Origin of the sequence: Bacillus sp. BB081, assembly GCF_008368895.1 — a bacterium.
GTDB classification, from domain to species: Bacteria; Bacillota; Bacilli; order Bacillales; family Bacillaceae_G; genus Bacillus_A; species Bacillus_A wiedmannii.
Genome location: NZ_QOZX01000005.1, coordinates 43,152 through 63,150 on the forward strand (window position 1 = coordinate 43,152; position 19,999 = coordinate 63,150).

20 protein-coding genes are annotated in these 19,999 nt (G+C 35.8%); 14 read left to right on the forward strand and 6 right to left on the reverse strand.

The window, feature by feature from the left end; translation table 11 throughout:
• Positions 1–24 precede the first annotated feature (24 nt).
• The 6 genes from DN394_RS03190 to DN394_RS03215 all read left to right on the forward strand — a co-directional run bounded on the left by DN394_RS03190 (position 25) and on the right by DN394_RS03215 (position 3,464).
• Positions 25–1,155 carry an MBL fold metallo-hydrolase gene (locus DN394_RS03190; RefSeq protein WP_046960278.1) on the forward strand — a complete coding sequence of 377 codons (1,131 nt, stop codon included), beginning with the start codon at positions 25–27 and terminating at the stop codon, positions 1,153–1,155.
• Positions 1,156–1,182: 27 nt separating this feature from the next.
• Positions 1,183–1,413, forward strand: coding sequence for a sulfurtransferase TusA family protein (locus DN394_RS03195; RefSeq protein WP_046960279.1), 231 nt, complete (start codon positions 1,183–1,185; stop codon positions 1,411–1,413).
• A 30-nt stretch (positions 1,414–1,443) separates the two neighbouring features.
• Positions 1,444–1,803, forward strand: coding sequence for a rhodanese-like domain-containing protein (locus DN394_RS03200; RefSeq protein ID WP_001092310.1), 360 nt, complete (start codon positions 1,444–1,446; stop codon positions 1,801–1,803).
• 14 nt (positions 1,804–1,817) lie between these two features.
• On the forward strand, positions 1,818–2,114 hold the full coding sequence (locus DN394_RS03205) for a rhodanese-like domain-containing protein (protein WP_149293599.1): 297 nt from the start codon (positions 1,818–1,820) through the stop codon (positions 2,112–2,114).
• Positions 2,115–2,186: 72 nt separating this feature from the next.
• Positions 2,187–2,666 carry a DsrE/DsrF/DrsH-like family protein gene (locus tag DN394_RS03210; protein WP_149293600.1) on the forward strand — a complete coding sequence of 160 codons (480 nt, stop codon included), beginning with the start codon at positions 2,187–2,189 and terminating at the stop codon, positions 2,664–2,666.
• Positions 2,667–2,699: 33 nt separating this feature from the next.
• A complete protein-coding gene (locus tag DN394_RS03215; protein ID WP_000060746.1) occupies positions 2,700–3,464 on the forward strand; it encodes a sulfite exporter TauE/SafE family protein in 765 nt (254 codons plus the stop codon).
• A gap of 33 nt (positions 3,465–3,497) precedes the next feature.
• Here DN394_RS03215 and DN394_RS03220 read toward each other — a convergent pair whose 3' ends face one another.
• Together DN394_RS03220 and DN394_RS03225 are read right to left on the reverse strand one after the other, a co-directional pair.
• On the reverse strand, positions 3,498–3,938 hold the full coding sequence (locus tag DN394_RS03220; RefSeq protein ID WP_000642361.1) for a hypothetical protein: 441 nt from the start codon (positions 3,936–3,938) through the stop codon (positions 3,498–3,500).
• 148 nt (positions 3,939–4,086) lie between these two features.
• Positions 4,087–5,295 (reverse strand): LCP family protein, encoded by a 1,209-nt coding sequence (locus DN394_RS03225; protein WP_097917925.1) that lies wholly within the window; start codon positions 5,293–5,295, stop codon positions 4,087–4,089.
• 314 nt (positions 5,296–5,609) lie between these two features.
• Here DN394_RS03225 and DN394_RS03230 point away from each other — a divergent pair, with 314 nt between their 5' ends.
• Positions 5,610–6,608, forward strand: coding sequence for a YhdH/YhfP family quinone oxidoreductase (locus DN394_RS03230; RefSeq protein WP_097917926.1), 999 nt, complete (start codon positions 5,610–5,612; stop codon positions 6,606–6,608).
• Between the two features lie 35 nt (positions 6,609–6,643).
• On the opposite strand, the gene DN394_RS03235 is transcribed toward DN394_RS03230, so the two are convergent.
• Both DN394_RS03235 and DN394_RS03240 read right to left on the reverse strand, forming a co-directional pair.
• Positions 6,644–8,299 carry a Na/Pi cotransporter family protein gene (locus tag DN394_RS03235; protein WP_149293601.1) on the reverse strand — a complete coding sequence of 552 codons (1,656 nt, stop codon included), beginning with the start codon at positions 8,297–8,299 and terminating at the stop codon, positions 6,644–6,646.
• Between the two features lie 332 nt (positions 8,300–8,631).
• Complete coding sequence (locus tag DN394_RS03240; RefSeq protein ID WP_141503312.1) at positions 8,632–9,834, reverse strand: MFS transporter; 1,203 nt, start codon at positions 9,832–9,834, stop codon at positions 8,632–8,634.
• Positions 9,835–10,152: 318 nt separating this feature from the next.
• Between DN394_RS03240 and DN394_RS03245 the strand changes: the two genes are divergently transcribed.
• The 7 genes from DN394_RS03245 to DN394_RS03275 all read left to right on the forward strand — a co-directional run bounded on the left by DN394_RS03245 (position 10,153) and on the right by DN394_RS03275 (position 16,718).
• Positions 10,153–11,241, forward strand: coding sequence for a DUF871 domain-containing protein (locus DN394_RS03245; protein WP_098208777.1), 1,089 nt, complete (start codon positions 10,153–10,155; stop codon positions 11,239–11,241).
• A gap of 76 nt (positions 11,242–11,317) precedes the next feature.
• Complete coding sequence (locus DN394_RS03250; protein ID WP_097917929.1) at positions 11,318–13,258, forward strand: BglG family transcription antiterminator; 1,941 nt, start codon at positions 11,318–11,320, stop codon at positions 13,256–13,258.
• Between the two features lie 110 nt (positions 13,259–13,368).
• Positions 13,369–13,689, forward strand: coding sequence for a PTS lactose/cellobiose transporter subunit IIA (locus DN394_RS03255; protein ID WP_046957273.1), 321 nt, complete (start codon positions 13,369–13,371; stop codon positions 13,687–13,689).
• 1 nt (position 13,690) lies between these two features.
• Positions 13,691–13,996 (forward strand): PTS sugar transporter subunit IIB, encoded by a 306-nt coding sequence (locus tag DN394_RS03260; RefSeq protein WP_000275649.1) that lies wholly within the window; start codon positions 13,691–13,693, stop codon positions 13,994–13,996.
• An 82-nt stretch (positions 13,997–14,078) separates the two neighbouring features.
• Positions 14,079–15,389: a PTS sugar transporter subunit IIC gene (locus DN394_RS03265; protein WP_001013048.1), complete on the forward strand. Its 1,311-nt coding sequence runs from the start codon at positions 14,079–14,081 to the stop codon at positions 15,387–15,389.
• Positions 15,365–15,643: a hypothetical protein gene (locus tag DN394_RS03270; protein ID WP_046957271.1), complete on the forward strand. Its 279-nt coding sequence runs from the start codon at positions 15,365–15,367 to the stop codon at positions 15,641–15,643. Before DN394_RS03265 ends, DN394_RS03270 begins: the two co-directional genes overlap by 25 nt.
• Entirely contained in the window at positions 15,633–16,718 is a 1,086-nt protein-coding gene (locus tag DN394_RS03275; protein WP_149293602.1) for a DUF871 domain-containing protein, read from the forward strand. Before DN394_RS03270 ends, DN394_RS03275 begins: the two co-directional genes overlap by 11 nt.
• Before the next feature lie 270 nt (positions 16,719–16,988).
• Here the strand turns inward: DN394_RS03275 and entC are convergent, their stop codons facing one another.
• Together entC and DN394_RS03285 are read right to left on the reverse strand one after the other, a co-directional pair.
• Positions 16,989–18,398 (reverse strand): cell wall-binding protein EntC, encoded by a 1,410-nt coding sequence (entC, locus tag DN394_RS03280; protein WP_149293603.1) that lies wholly within the window; start codon positions 18,396–18,398, stop codon positions 16,989–16,991.
• Between the two features lie 447 nt (positions 18,399–18,845).
• Entirely contained in the window at positions 18,846–19,997 is a 1,152-nt protein-coding gene (locus tag DN394_RS03285; protein WP_416241297.1) for an ABC transporter permease, read from the reverse strand.
• Positions 19,998–19,999 lie beyond the last annotated feature (2 nt).

A 19,999-nucleotide genomic window follows, 5' to 3' on the forward strand; every position in this document is an offset into this window, starting at 1 on the left:
AAATATACCTCAGGGGGTAAGAAGATGAACGTTAAATCGTTACAAGCAAAAGATGTTGCAGAGAAAGTTTTATTCGGAGAGTTGTTTATTTTAGATGTTCGAAATGAGACGGATTATGAAGATTGGAAAATTGAAGGGAAACAAGTTTCTTCTATAAATAAACCGTATTTTGATTTGTTAGATGGTGTAGATCATATTGTAAGTGAATTACCTAAAGATAAAGATGTTTTAGTAGTGTGTGCAAAAGAAGGGTCTTCTATATTTGTGGCAGAGCAATTAACAGAGGCTGGATTAGAAAATATTTATTATTTAGCTGGTGGTATGAAGGCATGGAGTGAATATGTAAAGCCTATAAAAGTTGGAGATTTAAAAAATGGCGGGAGTATATATCAATTTAACCGCCTTGGAAAAGGCTGTTTATCTTATATGGTCGTTTCAAATGGTGAAGCAGCAGTTATTGATGCAGTAAGAACAGTTGAAGCATATGAAGAGTTTGCGAAAGAGCATGGCGTTACGATTACGAATGTAATGGATACACATTTACATGCAGACCACATTTCTGGCGGACGTAAGTTAGCTGAAAAAGTAGGTGGCACGTATTGGTTACCGCCAAAAGATGCAGAGGAAGTTGTTTTCTCATATAAACCGCTCGTTGAAGGATCCGTCATTACGGTGGGGGGTACTAAAATTGAAATTGATGCATTATACTCACCCGGGCATACGATTGGAAGTACATCATTTATTGTAGATGATTCCTATTTATTATCAGGCGATATTTTATTTGTAGATTCAATTGGGCGTCCAGATCTTGCTGGAAAGGCTGAAGATTGGGTAAGTGATTTACGTAATACTTTATATAGCCGATATAAAGAGCTATCTCAAAGTTTAATTGTGTTACCAGCTCATTATTCAAAAATAAGTGAAATGGATGAGAATGGTGTTGTGAGCGCAAAGTTAAAAGATTTATTTGCGTATAATGCAGGACTAAATATTGAGGATGAGGGAGAGTTTCGTAAAGTTGTAACGGAGAATTTACCACCTCAGCCGAATGCTTACGAAGAAATTCGTCAAACGAATATGGGGAAGATTCATCCGAGTGTAGATGAAGAGCGTGAAATGGAAATTGGTCCAAATCGTTGTGCAGTTCATGAATAATAAAATAAATAAAAAATGGAGGAATAGATGATGGATGTAAAACAAGTATTAGATGCGACAGGTTTAGCATGTCCGATGCCGATTGTAAGAACGAAGAAAGCGATGGATACTTTACAAACTGGGGAAGTGTTAGAAGTACATGTAACGGATAAAGGGTCAGTTAAGGATATTCCAGCGTGGGCAAATAAAGGTGGTCATGACATCGTAAAGCATGTAGAAGAAGCTGATGTGCTGAAGTTTTGGATTAAGAAGGCGTAGTAGTTTCATAAATGTAGAGAGGTTGGTTATATGAATACAATATTAAGTACGCTCTTCATTGTACTGGCTGCAGGATTTGTTATTTCACGTTTTTTACCGGTAAAAGGTGTTCAAAATATAAGTGGAAAAGAATTAAAGAGTATAGCGGGAAAAAAGGGGAAGCAATTTATCGATGTTCGTACAGTAGGTGAATATAGAGGAAATCATATGAAAGGGTTTCAGAATATCCCATTAAATGAGTTAGCTAGTAAAGCAAATCAATTAGATAAAAATAAGGAAGTAATCGTTATTTGTCAGAGCGGGATGAGAAGTAAGCAAGCAGCAAAGGTATTAAAGAAATTAGGGTTTCAGCACGTTATCAATGTTTCAGGTGGTATGAATGGTTTGTGAGGAGGGAATTAAAAATGAAAGAAATGACAGTAAAAGAATTAGAAGAAAAATTGTTACGTAAAGAAGCAGTAAATATCGTAGACGTACGTGAAGTAGAAGAAGTAGCCGAGGGGAAAATTCCAGAAGCAAGTAACATTCCACTAGGACTATTAGAGTTTCGAATGCATGAGTTGGATAAAAACAAAGAATATATTATCGTTTGTCGTTCTGGCGGAAGAAGTGCACGAGCAGTTCAGTTTTTAGAGAGCTACGGTTTTCAAGCAATCAATATGGTAGGTGGTATGTTAGCGTGGGAAGGTAAAATCATATAGTACAGAGATAAATGATTTGAGCTTTTTTATAAATGACAAAATACCCCTATAGGTAATCGGAGGGAGAACAACATGGAACAACAGAAGAAAACAACAATCGTTTTATTTAGCGGAGATTATGATAAAGCGATGGCTGCTTATATTATTGCAAATGGTGCAGCGGCGTATGATCAAGAGGTAACTATTTTTCATACTTTTTGGGGATTAAATGCTTTAAGGAAAGATGAGCATGTGAAGGTGAAGAAAATTTTCATAGAAAAAGTATTTGGAAGAATGATGCCGCGTGGTGCAGACAAGATGGGATTATCGAAAATGAATTTTGCGGGTATGGGACCAAAGATGATTAAAGGTATTATGAAAAAACATAATGCTATGCCTTTACCAGATTTAATCGATTTGGCGAAAGAACAGGGGATTAAACTTGTAGCTTGTCAAATGACAGTAGATTTATTAGGGTTAAAAGAGGAAGAGATTATGGAAGGGGTAGAGTTTGCAGGAGTAGGAGCTTATTTAGCAGATGCTTCGGATGGGAATGTAAACTTATTCATTTAATTCACCTTCTTTTTAGAAGGGAGGGGATGTAAGATGAGCTTAGTCGTATTACTTTTTATAATTGGGTTTATAGGATCGTTTATATCAGGAATGGTTGGAATTGGCGGTGCGATTATTAATTATCCAATGATCCTATACATTCCGGTATTGCTAGGATTTACTAGTTATACGTCACATGAAGTAAGTGGTATTACAGCGGTTCAAGTATTCTTTGCAACTTTTGCAGGGGCATGGGCCTATCGGAAAAGTAATGATATGGATAAAACGCTAGTTGTGTATATGGGAGCTAGTATATTAATAGGAAGTTTCATAGGGAGTTTTGGTGCTAACGTATTAGCGGAACATACGGTCAATGTTGTTTATGCAGCGTTAGCAACAATAGCTGCTATTATGATGTTCGTACCGAAACGAAATAATAGTGGTGAAGTGACATATAATAAATGGTTAGCAAGCTTGTTAGCGTTTATTGTAGGAGGCGCATCAGGCATTATAGGTGCTGGAGGTTCTTTCTTATTAGTTCCTATTATGCTAGTTATTTTAAAATTGCCGATACGTACAACAATAGCAACATCTATCGCTATTACGTTTATTTCCTCAATAGGGATTACGACTGGAAAAGTGATAACTGGGCAAGTAGTTGTAATTCCAGCTCTTATTATTGCGATTGCAAGTATCTTTGCTGCGCCGCTTGGAGCACGAGTTGGGAAGAGGATCAATCAAAAAGCATTGCAATATATGTTATCGATTTTGATTGTAGGCACTGCTGTTAAGATGTGGATTGATATGTTATCGAAATAAAAGGATGGCGCTGCTTGCAGCCCATCCTTTTATTTATGCCCAAATAACTTTCATTAAGTTTTTATATTCGTCATTTGCTAATTTATATAGCATTCTCGTATGTTCAAAGACAAGTGCTGGATTGAAATTTGGTTCTGAGAATGCAAGTGATGCTGAAATATCAATTGCATTTTGCTTATTTAACGTGAATTTTGCAAATCGGTAAGATGTGTTTAATTCATTGATGACATGCAAAATATCATTTGTTGATGTTGCATCAGGTACGTGAGCAACATTGAAGCAGTATATATCCACAGTAGGATGTTCGTTTTGGAATGCAGCGATAAGTTGAATTTTTGCGCCAGCTTCGGTCTCTAATCCTACCGAAAAATGAACAGAACCGTCATTTTCATCTATATTTTCTTCCATGTATATATCGTTGGATTTTAAGTAGTCTTTAAAATCTGAGATGTTATGTTTTACTGCAGCTTTCATATGTATGAGCCCCCTGATAATTGGAATAGATTGCTACTATTTATTATAATTTAAAAATATTAAAAAAGATAGTTAGAAAGTTCTGATTTTTGGTTCCGAAGAAATAAAAAGAAGCAGCACTCTACCTCCATAGAGAACTGCTTCTTTTTTATTCATTGTCGTTAGATGATGTTTTTGTATCTTCACTGCTATTTTTATTCTTATTTTTAGATTCATTGTTACTTGATTCACGTTCACTTGAATTTTCCGACTTAGATTCTTTTGTTTTCTCTGTGCTTGTTTTCTTTGAATTAGAGTCTGTTTTTGTATATGCAGGTAATCCAAGGTGAGCACGAAGTTCGTTTGTAACAGTTGCTAATTCTTTTTTATCTGGATTGTAGTAATACGTTCGGCCGCCACCAGCAGATTTGCTACATGTATCGTCACCTTTTTCCATATAGCAGTCTTCACCTTGAATTTGTAATTTCTCAATTTCCGAGTCCGATCCGTACTTATAGAATGAAAGCATATCATCGAATGTTAAGTTCGTAACGAATTGTCCGTTAATATCATCAATGATGTTACCAACTTTTGTTACAGATCCAACGCTTGTTAGTTTCTTTAAAATAGCTTCAATAACGAGTTGTTGACGTTGTCCACGCATTGCATCACTATCGATGTGGCGCGTTCTAGCAAGAGCAAGAGCTTCTTCACTATTTAGCTTTTGAACACCTTTTTTCAGATGAATTGCATCAGCATTATCATTGCTATCTTGTTCAGTAAATTCAACTGGTACATCGACTTCAATCCCGCCTAAATCATCGACAATTTTCATAAATGATTTGAAGTTAAACTTTACAAAGTAATCGACAGGAACATTCATTAATTTTTCAACTGCATCAATACTTGCTTGTGGTCCACCATCTTTTCCGTTTTTAGTAGAACCGTATGCATGGGCGTGTGTAATTTTATCTTTTTTCTTTTCCACTGGAATATAAGTATATGTATCTCGTGGAATGCTTAATAGTTTTACAGTTTTGCTATCTTTATTAAACGTTGCAAGTAATAGTGCATCCGTTCTTATAGCTTCACCATATTCTTTCCCGCGGACATCGCTTTCATCAACACCCATAACTAAGACAGAGACATTATTTGCGATAGGTTTTACAGCTTTATCACGTAAATCAGATTTATCACCGCGTGCTAAATCGTGTGCGGCATTTCGAACAGCAGAAGATGCTTTATTTACTAAAAACCAAGTATAACCGCCACCTATTATTAAAAAGAATAGAATAACGCTTATAATAATTTTTGTTTTTTTCTTACCTTTTTTCGGTTTACTGCGTGTATTTTCTTGCAAAGATGGGTTTTGCTCCATTTACTGTACTCCTTCATTTGGATTGAAATACGACACTCATATCCACTTATTATAATGAAATTTGACGAAAAAAAACATTACAAATCATTTACATTTCGTAAAAATTCAATTTATTTATAAAAAGTTAGATTTTCTATATTTTATTTTTAAGATGTAGAATAAGTATAAGTTGTTTTAGTAGAAATGAAAATATGTATTGTGAGAAAGTAATAGAGAAGTAAGATTTGTTGAAATATAGCCAAGAAGAAATGAGTAGAGTCACTTATTTCTTCTATATAATAAAGAAGAATTTTACGGATAAAGGAGAGGGCATAGTGAATCATACATCATTCCGAGCAATCGTTGTGAACGAAACAGAAAGTAAGCAGTTTGTAAGAAACGTTGTAGAGAAAGAAGTAAGTAGTTTACCTGAGGGGGACGTATTAATACAGGTTCATTATTCTTCATTAAATTATAAAGATGCGCTTTCAGCCACGGGTAATAAAGGGGTTACGAGGACATATCCTCATACGCCAGGAATTGATGCTGCAGGAGAAGTTGTGAGTAGTGAAGATGCAACCATTAAGGTAGGCGATCAAATCATTGTAACGGGTTATGATTTAGGTATGAATACTTCTGGTGGTTTCGGAGAATATATTCGCGTGCCAGCATCTTGGATCATCCCTTTACCAGAGGGCATGTCATTAAAGGAAAGTATGATGTACGGGACAGCAGGTTTTACAGCTGCTTTATCAGTATATAAGCTTATTGGAGCAGGCATAACACCTAGTATGGGAGATGTTTTAGTAACGGGTGCCACAGGCGGCGTAGGGAGTGTAGCTGTTAGTATTTTAAGTAAGCTAGGATTTAACGTAGTAGGAGCGACAGGGAAAATGGAAGAGGAAGAGATGCTACTACGTCTAGGAGCGAAACAAGTGATTCATCGCACAGAGTTGAATGATGAATCAGGAAGACCAATGTTAAAAGGGATATACGCCGGGGTTATCGATACTGTAGGTGGACATATGCTAGAAACCGCTTTAAAAACGGTAAAGTATGGTGGTTGTGTAACGACATGCGGTAATGTGGCAGGGCAGGAATTACAAACAACAGTATATCCGTTTATTTTGCGAGGCATAAGTCTTTTAGGAATAGATTCTGTGCAATGCCCAGTGGATGTAAGAAGAGATGTGTGGACGCTTTTAGCAAGTGAATGGGAAAATAAAGAGCTACTATCTTATACAGAAGAATGTACATTAGAAGAGTTAGATGAAAAGTTTACACTTATATTGCAAGGAAAGTTAAAAGGAAGAACAGTTGTAAATATGAAATGAAAAAAGAGACGCTTAAACTAGCGTCTCTTTCCTAATTATAATGATTGTTTTAAATTGATTTTACCTTGTTCACCTAAAACACCATCAGCAATATTTACAGCGTGATCACCGATACGCTCTAAGTTACTTACCATATCAACGAAGATGATACTTGCATCGCCAGAACAGCTACGTTCGTTTAGACGTAATACGTGACGTTTACGAAGAACTCGTTCCATTTGATCGATTTTACGTTCTTTTGCAATAACCGTTTGTGCTAGTTCAGTATCGAAGTTTGTTAAAGCGTTGATTGCATCTTGTAATGTTGAAATTGTTAATTCAAGCATTTCATTTAATTCAGTTAGTGCTTCGTCTGATAGAGAAACACGATTTGAAATTTGGAAATCTACAAGTTCTACAAGGTTTTCTACATGATCACCGACACGTTCAATATCTCCAACAACACCAGCTAAAACGGAGTGTTTTTCAGAGTCTGAAGGTGAAAGCGGCTTTTCTGATAGTAAAACTAAATACTCGGTAATTTTTTTATCTAAATTGTTAATAGCTCCTTCTAATTGAGTAGCCATGTTTTCGTGCTTTTTGTCTTGTGTATTTAAATATTGATTCGCTTCTTTTAAGCCGTGTAATGAAAATTCAGCCATACGCACAACCTCTTTTTGAGCTTCAGTTAAAGCAATAGCTGGAGATTGCTCAATAAAGATTGGATTTAAATGTTGCGGTTTGAAGTTAATAGATGAATCTTCACCACGAATGATTTTTGTTACGATCCATGCTAATACTGCAATAAATGGGAACTGAATGATTGTATTTGTTACGTTAAATGTTCCATGTGCAAATGCAATTGTCATTTCTGGATTTAAGTTTAATGACGTTTGGAAATATTGGATTAAACTTGTAAATGGTACTAATAAAATTGTAAAGATAATGGTACCGATAATATTAAAGATAACGTGAACTAATGCTGCACGTCTTGCGGCAATTGAAGTACCGATTGCTGCTAATACTGCTGTAATTGTCGTACCGATGTTATCACCGAACAATACAGGAAGAGAAGCTTGTAAATCGATTGCACCTTGACCGAATAGTTCTTGTAAAATACCAATTGTTGCGCTTGAGCTTTGTACAATTAAAGTGAACACTGTACCGACAATAATTCCTAAAATTGGATTATCACTCATGCTAACCATTAACTCTTGGAATGACTCTAAAGAACGAAGAGGTTTCATACCTGCGCTCATTAATTCTAAACCGAAGAATAACATACCAAAACCGAATACAACTTGACCTACAGAATGTACTTTTTTATTTTTAAAGAAGAATAGTAAAATCGCTCCAACTGCCATAACTGGGAGCGCATATTCTCCGATTTTAATTCCGATAATAAATGCAGTAACTGTCGTTCCGATGTTCGCACCCATAATAACACCGATTGCTTGTCTTAATGTCATAAATCCGGCACTTACAAGTCCGACTGTTAAAGCGGTTGTTCCTGAACTTGATTGGATTAATACAGTAACTAACATACCTGCTAGTACACCCATAAGTGGGTTTGTTGTAAATCGATCTAAAATATCGCGAAGACGATCACCAGCTGCTTGTTGCAGTCCATCGCCCATGTATTTAATCCCGAATAAGAAAATACCTAATCCACCAACGAACTGGAAGATCATATCTTGAACATTATATTCCACGCATTCCACTCCTTAAATTTCATGTACGCTGTAATTATTAACTAAACCTTGAGGCACTGTAAACGGTTTGCTAGTAAAATTTACACTAACTTTACAAAGGGGCAAAAAGTTTACAATTCTTTAAAGAAACACCTGTGTTTTATTAGTTTTTATCTTGTATAAATCTTAATTTTGTAAATAAATCACACTTTTTAGAATAGTATTGTTCAGGTGGATATGAAGGAAAGCGTCTGCGAGTTCATCGTATATTTTTTGATGAAAGTTAAAAAAATATGTAGGAAAATGCATGTAGTTTTATAACAGAAAAAATACGATAAAAAAAGCCACTGAAATTATCCAGCAGCTTTTTCTCTGTTTTTATCTCCATGCTTTTGCTTTCTTATACTTGTAATGTAAATGAATAGGAAAGCAATAAGTAATAGAGAGGAATAACGATATACAGTTGCGTAGTTTGTAAAATGTGCAATGAATCCAAATATAATTGCGCCAGCGCCAATGCCGAGGTCAAATGCTGAGAAGAATGTAGCTGTAGCAACTCCTCGTCGATGTGGTGCTACTCGGTCGATCATCCATGCTTGCAGTGCCGGTTGAATCGCTCCGAAACCACTTCCGTAGCATGCTGCTGCAACAATTAAGCTTGGAATGGTAGTCGTATACGACAATAAAATAATACCTATAAACGTAATGATAACTCCTGGAATAATAACGAATGCATGGCCTTTCGCATCATACAACTTTCCAGAAAACGGACGAGTGACAGCAATTGCAAGTGCATTAAATAAGAAGAAGAGGCTTATATCAGCAATTCCGACTTCCGTAGCAAATAATGTAATAAAGCTCCCGATTCCTCCGTACATTAATGTAATACATAATATTAATAATGAAGGAAGTAAAGCTTTGCGCTCAATAAATCCATCGAGAAAAGTACCAGATATTTGCTGTGGTGGTTGCGGCGATTTTTTGATTTGAAGTAGTTTCGTTAATATTAATGAAACAATTGTACATGAAAGTGCACATAAAAAAAGAACCGTGAAGTTATATGTTTGCATAAGCCAAAGTCCGATAAGTGGACCGAGCGCCATTGCAATCGTTCCAGAAAGACCGAAATATCCCATGCCTTCGCCGCGACGAGCTTGCGGAATTAAATCTGAAACGACAGTTCCATATGTAGTCGTTGTAATACCAAAGCCAGCTCCGTGTAAAATTCGCACGGCAAGCAATAGGAAGACGGTTGAAGCGAAAAGATAACTACCCATAGCGAGTAAACAAATAGCAGTACCGATCATTAAAATGATTTTTTTATTGAATTTTTGCAAGGCGTTTCCAGTTAGTGGTCGAACAAAAAGTGCCGCGACGGTAAACATGCCTACAACAAATCCGATATTGGAACTTGTGCCGCCAATTTCTTTCACATAAACAGGTAAAGTAGGAATTAACATTTGAAACCCTAAAAACATACATAAGTTTGCAAAAATTAAAGCGACAAACTCTTTCGTCCATAACGATTCTCGTTTTACGAGTATTGCTTCTCCCATATATTCATCCCCTATATAAAATTTTCTCTTTTCTTTCGAGTATATGTATTGGTCAATGTAACAGTCAAGGAAGGTGCCTTGAAAACGTATAACAATTTCGAGGTGGAAAAACTGACAAATTTGTGTAAAAGCTACACAACTATGAAAAAAAGTTGTAAAGTATAGATGTATAGACTTGTAGTTATTATGAATGATAGAAATTGTTTTTTCTTTAAAGAAAGCGGATTCAAAAAGTAGTGAATGAGAAGGGGATATATACTTTTTTACTACATATATTTGAAAAGGTTTACAAAACAATGAAGAAAGAGGCGTGTACATATGAGACGATTAGGTATTTCTATTTATCCAGAACATTCAACGGTAGAGAAAGATAAGGAATATTTAACATTAGCAAGTAAATACGGATTTACTCGTGTATTCACATGCTTATTGTCTGTAGATGGAGAAAAAGAGAAAATTATAGAAGAGTTTAAAGAGACAGTCTCTCATGCAAATGCATTAGGGTTCCAAGTATTAGTTGATATTAGTCCGTCTGTCTTTACACAATTAGGTATTTCATATAATGATTTATCGTTCTTCCATGAGTTAGGAGCGTACGGCATTCGTTTAGATGTCGGTTTCTCTGGTTTAGAAGAATCGATTATGACTTACAATCCATACGGCTTAAAAATTGAAATTAATATGAGTAACGGTACGAAATATGTAGATAACATTATGAGCCATAGACCAAATCGTGAAAATTTAATTGGTTGCCATAATTTTTATCCGCATCGTTATTCAGGATTATCATACGATCATTTCATTAAATGCTCGAAACAATTTAAAGACTACGGTATGAGAACGGCTGCTTTTATTTCATCATTTGATGCAACGTACGGACCTTGGCCAGTAACAGAAGGGTTATGTACGTTAGAGCAGCATCGTGAATTACCGATGACAACACAGGCGAAGCATTTATTTGCGACAGAATTAATTGATGATGTCATTATTGCGAACGCGTATGCATCAGAAAAAGAATTACAAGCACTAGGTGCATTAAATAAAGAGAAACAAACATTTGATATAGGATTATATGATACAACAACAGAACTAGAAAAAATTATCGTATTAGACGAGCCTCATTTTTACCGCGGAGATGTATCTGAATATATGATTCGCTCGACACAAAGTCGTGTGAAATATAAGAAAGAAGAGTTCAAACCGCATAATACACGCGAAATTAAACGCGGTGATCTTTTAATTGATAATGAACAGTATGGCCAATATAAAGGTGAATTGCAAATTGCGTTAAAAGATATGATGAACACAGGAAAAACAAATGTAGTTGGCCGAATTGTGGAAGAAGAAATTTTCTTATTAGATTATTTACAAGCATGGGATAAATTCGGATTTACATTAAAGAAATAGATAAAATGAAAAAGGAAAAAACTACTGACTTCAGCAGCTTTTTCCTTTTTATATATAAATTGTGAGAGGAAGAGCTATGACAAAAGTGCATCAGCGATTAATTTCTATTTTAGAGGAGTTTTTAGAAGAGAAGTCGATGTTAAATCGAGCGTTTTTAGCGAGCCGTTTACATGTATCAACGAAGACGATTCAAAAAGATATAAAATTATTAAATGATATATTGGAAGAAAACGGGGCGAAAATTGAATCGCAAAGAGGGACTGGATACGAACTAGAAATTATACAAACGAAGAAGTTTGAAGAGTTTTGCGTGGACCTATTTCAAAAACAGACGGAAAGGATCCCAACTTCTTATGAAGAAAGGATAGCGTACATTCTGCAACGTATTGTAACGACAGAGGGGTATGTGAAGCTTTCACAGTTAGCAGAAGAGATTTATGTGAGTAAATCGACTGTGAATTTAATTATGAAAGATGTTACAGATATATGTGGTCGCTATCAATTACAAATCGAAAAGAGACCGTATTATGGTATACGTATTGTGGGAGAGGAGTTTCATATTCGTTCTTGTCTATCACAATATGGTTTACCGCGTTATGATCATACTCCGTTTCATGAGCAATTTGAACAGAGGGATACATATTTATCGTTACCTCATATACCGCTTATCCGTTCGGTTATATTAAAGTATATCGAGGGAGGAACGATATATTTATCAGATATTGAAATTGATAATTTAGTCATTCATATTGCAATTGCATTAAGGCGTTGTGAAGATCAACATTATATGAAAGGACTAAATGCGGAGCAATCAGAACTTATCATAAAGAGAGAATATACAATTGCGAAACAGATTTTAGGGGATTTAGAGAAAGAGTTGCATCTTTTATTTCCAGAAGAAGAAGTTTTATATGTGACGATGCATTTATTAAGTACTGCTGTTACAGCGAGAGATCGTTATGAAAATGTGGAAGAGCTATTAGGGAAAGATCTATATGCATTTATGCAACATATTCTTTTTAAAGTAGCGGAAGAACGGAATCTTATTTTTTATTATGATGAAGAATTATTATTTGGTTTTGGTGTTCATTTAAAAACGTTATTAAACCGTTTGAAGTATAAGTTAAATACGAGAAATCCTCTATTGGCAGAAGTGAAAAAGAATTATCCGTATGCTTTTGAAATTGCGGTTCTCGTAGGAGATATAATTGGTGAATATACGGGAGAATCGATTCCGGAAAGTGAAATTGGTTATATTGCGATTCACTTCGGCGGAGCGATGAGTCGTTTACAGGAACAGAATCAAAAGAAACGATGTTTACTAGTTTGTGCGACTGGTCAAGGAAGCGCTCAGCTATTGAAATATAAAATTTTATCACAGTTCCGAGATAAATTAGAGATTGTAGGGATTACAGGTTATTATCAATTGAAAGTGGAAGACCTTTATAAAGATAAAATAGATTGTATTATTAGTACGATTCATATACCGAGTGGTTTGCCTGTGCCTGTTATAAAAGTGAACTCAATATTTGATGATAAAGAGATTAAGTCAATCGGTCAGCAGTTGTTTACGCATGTGAATACTAGTGTGCAGCAGTATATAAAGGAAGATTTAATCTTTTTAAATCATAGCGCTTCTACGAAGGAAGAGGTTATTCAGTTTTTATGTGAGAAAGCTGCTGAGAAAAACTATGTACCAGAAAACTTTTATGATTCTGTTATGGAAAGAGAAAATACATCTCCGACAGCGGTTGGGAATTTAGTTGCGATTCCTCATCCGATGCAGTTATTAAGTGAGAAAACATTTTTGATGTTTTGTACACTTAATAAAGCGGTTGACTGGGGAGATAAGAAAGTACAAGTTATTATTTTATTTAGTGTAAAACGTAATAATAATGAAGATTTACAACGGCTTTATGATTTTTTATATGATATTATGTCTAGTCAGCATACGATAGAGAAATTAACTCAGGCTGGAATGATTGAAGAATTTCAAGAGATTTTACTATCGTTTTGAAAAAGTATATAAAAACTTCCGTTACACAACGGAAGTTTTTTATGTTTAATTGTATGCGTTTTCATAATAAGATAAAAATATAGAAAAAAGATAGCTTGGGGGAATTTAAAATGAATGATATGCAAACTCCATTTGCGTTAATTTTACATGGTGGCAATGCGAGAAGCGCGGCGCTTGAAGCAATTGCTTTTGCAAGACAAGGAGATTTTGAGAATGCGAGTGAAAAGATGACACTTGCTAGTGAAGAGATTTCAGCAGCTCATCGCATTCAAACAGACTTAATTCAAGAAGAAGCAAGAGGAAATCATGCAGAAATCAGTTTACTGTTAGTGCATGCACAAGATCATTTAATGAATGCAATTACAGTGAAAGAACTTGCTGAAGAATTTATTACTCTTCATAAACGAGTAGAAGAGAAAGTGACAGTATAAGATGTACATTTTATTATGTTGTGCAGCAGGCATGTCAACGAGTATGGTTGTAAGAAAAATGCAAGAAGAGGCAATGAAACAAGGGAAGGATTATAAAATTAAAGCAGTTGATTCAGAACTTGTGAAACTGGAAATAAAAAATGCTGATGTTGTTTTAATCGGGCCACAGGTGAAGTATTTGTTTCCAGCGGTACAGTTTCTTGCGAAATCATACGATATACCGGTTGCAATAATAGAACAACGAGATTATGGGATGTGTGACGGTTTAAAAGTACTGAAACAAGCAGAACAATTAGTTTTAGCATAATTATATTTTTTTAAATATAAACATTATAATGTTATAACTTTATTTCATTCTTTCGTAGTGAAGAGAAAGAGGAGGGGTATTGATGAATGGTTTTATGAGTTTTATGGAACAAAAGATTATGCCAACAACGCAAAAGATTGCAGGACAACGACATTTATTAGCAATTCGAAACGGGGTTATTTCTACATTGCCGTTAACGATTGTCGGATCATTTTTCGTTATCTTTTTAAATTTACCAATTGATGCGTATATGGAGTGGATTGCACCATTTCGCCATATTTTAGATATTCCATTCCGATTCACAGTAGGTTTAATGGCGTTATACGCAGCATTTGGGGTGGGAGCTTCACTCGCAAACTTTTATCAGCTCAATCAGTTAAGTGCAGGGTTGTTATCTGTACTCGCCTTTTTACTAGCATCAGTTGAACCAATTCAAATTACGAAAGCTGTACCAGGTGTTATTGATGCGGGAAGATATATTTCAGTAGGAACATTAAGTGCAACGTCTTTATTCGGCGCAATTGTTACAGCTTTAATTGCAGTAGAAATTTATCATTTTATGATTAAGCATAATATCTCGATTAAATTACCAGATAGTGTACCACCAGCAGTTGCAAACTCGTTTGCAGCATTAATTCCAACTTTAGTCGTTATTCTTTTATTCTGGGGTATTCGTTACGGTTTAAAATTTGATGTAAATACAACAATCACATATTTAATCGCACCACTAAAATCAGTATTAGTAGGAAATAATTTATTCGGCGGTTTATTAACAGTATTCTTAATCGTGTTCTTCTGGTCATTCGGTATACATGGCCCAGCGATTTTAGGACCAATTATTCGTCCGATGTGGGATTCAGCAATTCTTGAAAATATGGAAGTATTCACAGCTACAGGAAATGCACATCAATTGCCAAACTTATTTACAGAGCAATTTATTCAATGGTTCGTATGGATCGGTGGATCAGGCTCAACATTAGCTTTAGTTATTATGTTTATGTTCTCTAAATCTAAATTCCTAAAAGAGTTAGGTAGATTATCATTCGTGCCAGGTTTATTCAATATTAACGAACCGATTATTTTCGGGGCACCAATTGTAATGAACCCAATTTTAATTATTCCATTCGTTATTACACCGTTAGTGACAACGACAGTATCATATTTCGCAGTTGTTTCAGGCATGATTCCGCTCATGATGGCGAAGTTGCCATTTACGATGTTAGCACCAATTGCAGCGATTATTAGTACAGACTGGACAATAATGGCTGGTGTACTTGTACTTGTTAACTTTGTGATCTCATTCGTTATTTACTATCCATTCTTCAAAATGTATGAGAAACAGCAATTAGCAGGAGAGGAGAAAACAGAATGCTCGGAGCAATTATCATCTTAATTACATTCGTAGCGGGGCAGTGTATTGCACATTATTCAAAATGGGTACAAAGTAAATCTTTATTAGTGTTACTACTCATATCAATTTTATTTATCGGTAGTTCAATGGGTGCATATGTAATGCTAAACTTGCAATCACCGTACGTAATTATTGTACCAACGATTTTATGTGCAACATGTTTATCTGCAAAATATAGATTTACGAGCATGGCATTAATACAACGTGTGAAGGAGATGCAAAAGCATGGAGCGTAAATTAGGAATTTCACTTTATCCAGAGCATTCAACGAAAGAACAAGATATGGCATACATTTCGGCAGCGGCACGCCACGGTTTTTCAAGAATATTCACATGTCTATTATCTGTGAATCGTCCAAAAGAAGAAATTGTAGCTGAATTTAAAGAAATTATTAATCATGCAAAAGATAACAATATGGAAGTTATTTTAGATGTAGCTCCGGCGGTATTCGATCAACTCGGTATTAGCTATAGCGATCTATCATTCTTTGCAGAGTTAGGTGCAGATGGTATTCGTTTAGATTTAGGTTTTGATGGATTAACAGAAGCGAAAATGACGAATAATCCGTATGGCTTAAAAATTGAACTGAACGTAAGTAACGATATTGCATACTTAGAAAATATTCTTTCGCATCAGGCGAATAAACCAGCTTTAATTGGTTGTCATAACTTCTATCCACAAAAATTTACTGGACTTCCGTACGACTATTTTATCCGCTGTAGTGAACGCTTTAAAAAACACGGTATTCGCACGGCAGCATTTATTACGTCACATGTAGCTGACATTGGTCCATGGGATATTAATGACGGATTATGTACGTTAGAACAACATCGTAACTTACCGATTGAAGTACAAGCGAAACATTTATGGGCAACAGGGCTTATTGATGATGTTATTATCGGAAATGCTTATGCGAGTGAAGAAGAGTTAGAGAAACTAGGAAACTTAAATCGTTACATGTTACAGCTAAAGGTACACTTTGTAGACGAAGCGACGGAAGTAGAGAAGAAAGCGACACTGCAAGAGTTACACGTAAGACGCGGCGACATAACAGAATATATGGTGCGTTCTACAGAAGTACGTAAAAAGTATAAAGACTATGACTTCCCAGTGCGCGAAAGTGTATTACAGGAAAGAGGGCAAATTGTAATAGGTAACAACTCATTCGGTAAGTATAAAGGTGAACTGCAAATCATTCTAAAAGAGATGCCGATAGATGAACGGAAAAATATTGTCGGTACAATTGCAGAAGAAGAGTTATTCTTACTAGATTATGTAGGAGCTTGGACGCAGTTTACTTGTGTGGAATAGGGAAGTATAGGGGGGCTGTCCGAATTTTGGGCAGCCTTTTTATCATAAAGTACTTTTCAATGTCAAAGTTTGTCGGTAAATCGATATTCCTTGTCGAATCGTTGATATATTATAAGTTACGATAGATATATTCGGAAAATCGTTGATTATTGTAGGTTACGATAGATATATTTGAAAAATCGTGGATATAATTTCAGGTAGAGTATATTTTCCTTTAGAAGGAACGCAAAAAAAGTCAGCCTCAATGAGACTGACCCTTTTTTATACGAACTAGTTTAATACTTTAACTGTAACTGTTTTACGTCCCCAGTTACTTGATGTACCTTTATCAGGCATTAAAACGTCAATTTTATTTCCTTTAATAGCTCCACCAGTATCACCAGCGATTGCTACTCCGTAACCTTCAACCCATACTTTTGAACCTAATGGAATTACACTTGGGTCAACTGCAATAAGTTTCATATTTGGATTAGCTGTTAAGTTGTGACCTAAAGCTGATTTTACTTGGTCGCCTGCTTTATAACCATTTTCAAGTGGATCTGCTGTGTAAGCTGTTGCTACAACACGTAACTCACGAGAAGATGATGGTGCACTTGTTTCAGTTTCTTTTGCAACAGGTTGTTGTGTAGCTGGTTTTTGAGCTTTAGCCGCTTCACGAGCTTCAGCTGCTTCTTGAGCTTTAGCTGCTTCACGAGCTTTAGCTGCTTCACGAGCTTTAGCCGCTGCTTGAGCTTCAGCTGCTGCCTCGGCTTTAGCTGCTTCACGAGCTTTAGCTGCTTCTTGAGCTTTAGCCGCTGCTTGAGCTTCAGCTGCTGCCTCGGCTTTAGCTGCTTCACGAGCTTTAGCCGCTTCCCCGGCCTTAGCTTCTGCTTGAGCCTCAGCTTCTGCCTGAGCTTTAGCTTCTGCCTGAGCTTTAGCTGCTTCACGAGCTTTAGCCGCTTCTTGTGCTTTAGCTTCTGCTTGAGCCTCAGCTGCTTCACGAGCTTTAGTTGCTTCTTGAGCTTTAGCTTTTGCTTGAGTTTCAGCTACCTCACCGGCTTTAACTGCTTCACGAACTTTAGCTGTATCTTGAACTTTAGTTGTTTTTTCAACTTTAACTGCTGGCTGAACTTTAACTGGAGCTTTACCTGTTAAGTAAGGAACGTGAACATAAGCTGTTTTTCCGTTATATTCAAATTGAATCCAGTCATTTTGTACTTGGTGTGTTGTTTCAATTACATCATCTTGTTTCAATTTACCAAGAATTTCTGAGTCTGTGTTTGCACCAGCACGTACGTTTAATACGTTTGCTGTTACGTAGTAAGTGTCTTTTGTATAGTCAGCGCTAATGAAAGCTTCTTTACCGCTATTCAATTTCACTTTTGACCATCCGTTTTCTGTATGTAAAACGTTAACTTTATATCCATCTAATAACTTTCCGACAACTTGTGATTCAGTAGTTGGGTTTTCTCGTACATTTAGTACATCAGTCGTTACGATTGTTTCTGCTTTAGCAGATGTTGTGAAAATCCCAAGACCAAAAACCGCTGCTGTTGCTATACCCATAAATTTTTTCATAATAGCCTCCATTGCATTTGTTTTCGTTGACCTCATTATAGCAACCATTATTTTCTTATTTGCGGAAAACACAAAACTACAAAGCATTCGTAACGGGTCATTAATATTCTGTAATAATTCCAGTAATATCCTGGAAGCGCTTTCTTATAGTTATTAGGGGAGGTTAGAGCATGTGATGCATAAAAATGAGAGTATTTCAATTTCTAATAGGTTAATAATATTTCTGTAGCATTACGTAATCATTTCGTAATCGTTACGAAAATGGCGTATTTTGCTGTTAGAACAGGTGATTAGTTATGTAAAAATAACTATTTTCGCTGTGGAGAGATTGAAATGAGGTGAAATTTAATGAAATATCGCAATAATTGTTACAAAATAAGTCGAGGTATGGAAAAAATTACGCCTTGATTTTAGGTCATCACATATTATTTTTGCAATAATAGGATTCTATAATAGCTTTAGTAGGTTAAAATAATTAAAGATGTTGATAACGTGAAACATATATAATAGAAGAAACACGATTTAATAGATAAATAAAAAGCGTAGAAGTGTAAACTCCTACGCTTTTGTTTATTCATATCGTAAACATTCAATTGGATCCAGTTTTGCAGCTTTGTTAGCTGGTAGTAGACCGAATATAATACCAATTAACATAGAGATACCTACTGCAAGAAGTCCAAGTTCTTTTGAGACAACAAGTGGCCATCCGGCAAAGATGGAGACGATCCAAGCGAAGAAGATGCCGAGCATGAATCCGATGAAACCACCTAGTCCTGTTAAAATACAAGATTCAATTAAGAATTGTGTTAACACTTTACCGCGAGTTGCACCAAGTGCTTTACGAATACCAATTTCACGTGTACGTTCTGTTACAGATACAAGCATGATGTTCATTACGCCGATACCACCAACAAGTAAGGAGATAGCAGCAATACCACCGAATACCATTTTCATCATACCAATGGATTCGTCTAATTGCTTCGTAAATTCACCTAAGTCTTGTGCTTCGAATTTGTGCTCAAATTTCGGAGCTTTCATTTCGTTTAAAACAGAAACGGCTTGTTTTTCTACACTTTTACGCTCTGTCGGAGAGGTCATCGTTAATCTTACAGAGTCATACTCATTTACTCCTGAAATGACAGGCGCGTTTTCAAGTGACGTATAACCTTCAGGCATAGGCATTCCAAAGTCGTTTTTCGTTTCGTATACACCGACTATTTTATACGGCTTTCCTTTTATATCTGTGTATTGATTTGATTCCCAACCACTAAATAATTTGTTGAAAGCTTCTTCATTTAATATAACAGCAGGGATTGCTTGGTTTAATTCACTGTCGTTTAATTCACGACCGTGAACTAATTTTATTTTCGAATCTGTCATAAAGGCGCCTGTTCCACCTTTTAAATCAAGATTTACATCTTTTGAACCAGCAGATGCTTTTACTTTCATACTTACATCTGGATACACATCTTTAACGCCTGGCACAGTTTGAAGACGGTTTAGCATATCAGGTGTGATTTTGGCACTATCTGTTCCATAATCGGGATTGTTGTAGTAAATCGTTACTTCATTATCTTTTCCTTGGCCTAACTCTTTTTTGAATTTTGCATTTGTACCATCACCCATTGAAATAATAGTAATAATGGCACTAATACCGATAATAATTCCTAGCATCGTTAAGATAGAACGCATTTTGTGGGCAAAGATAGAGGAAAGGGCCATGC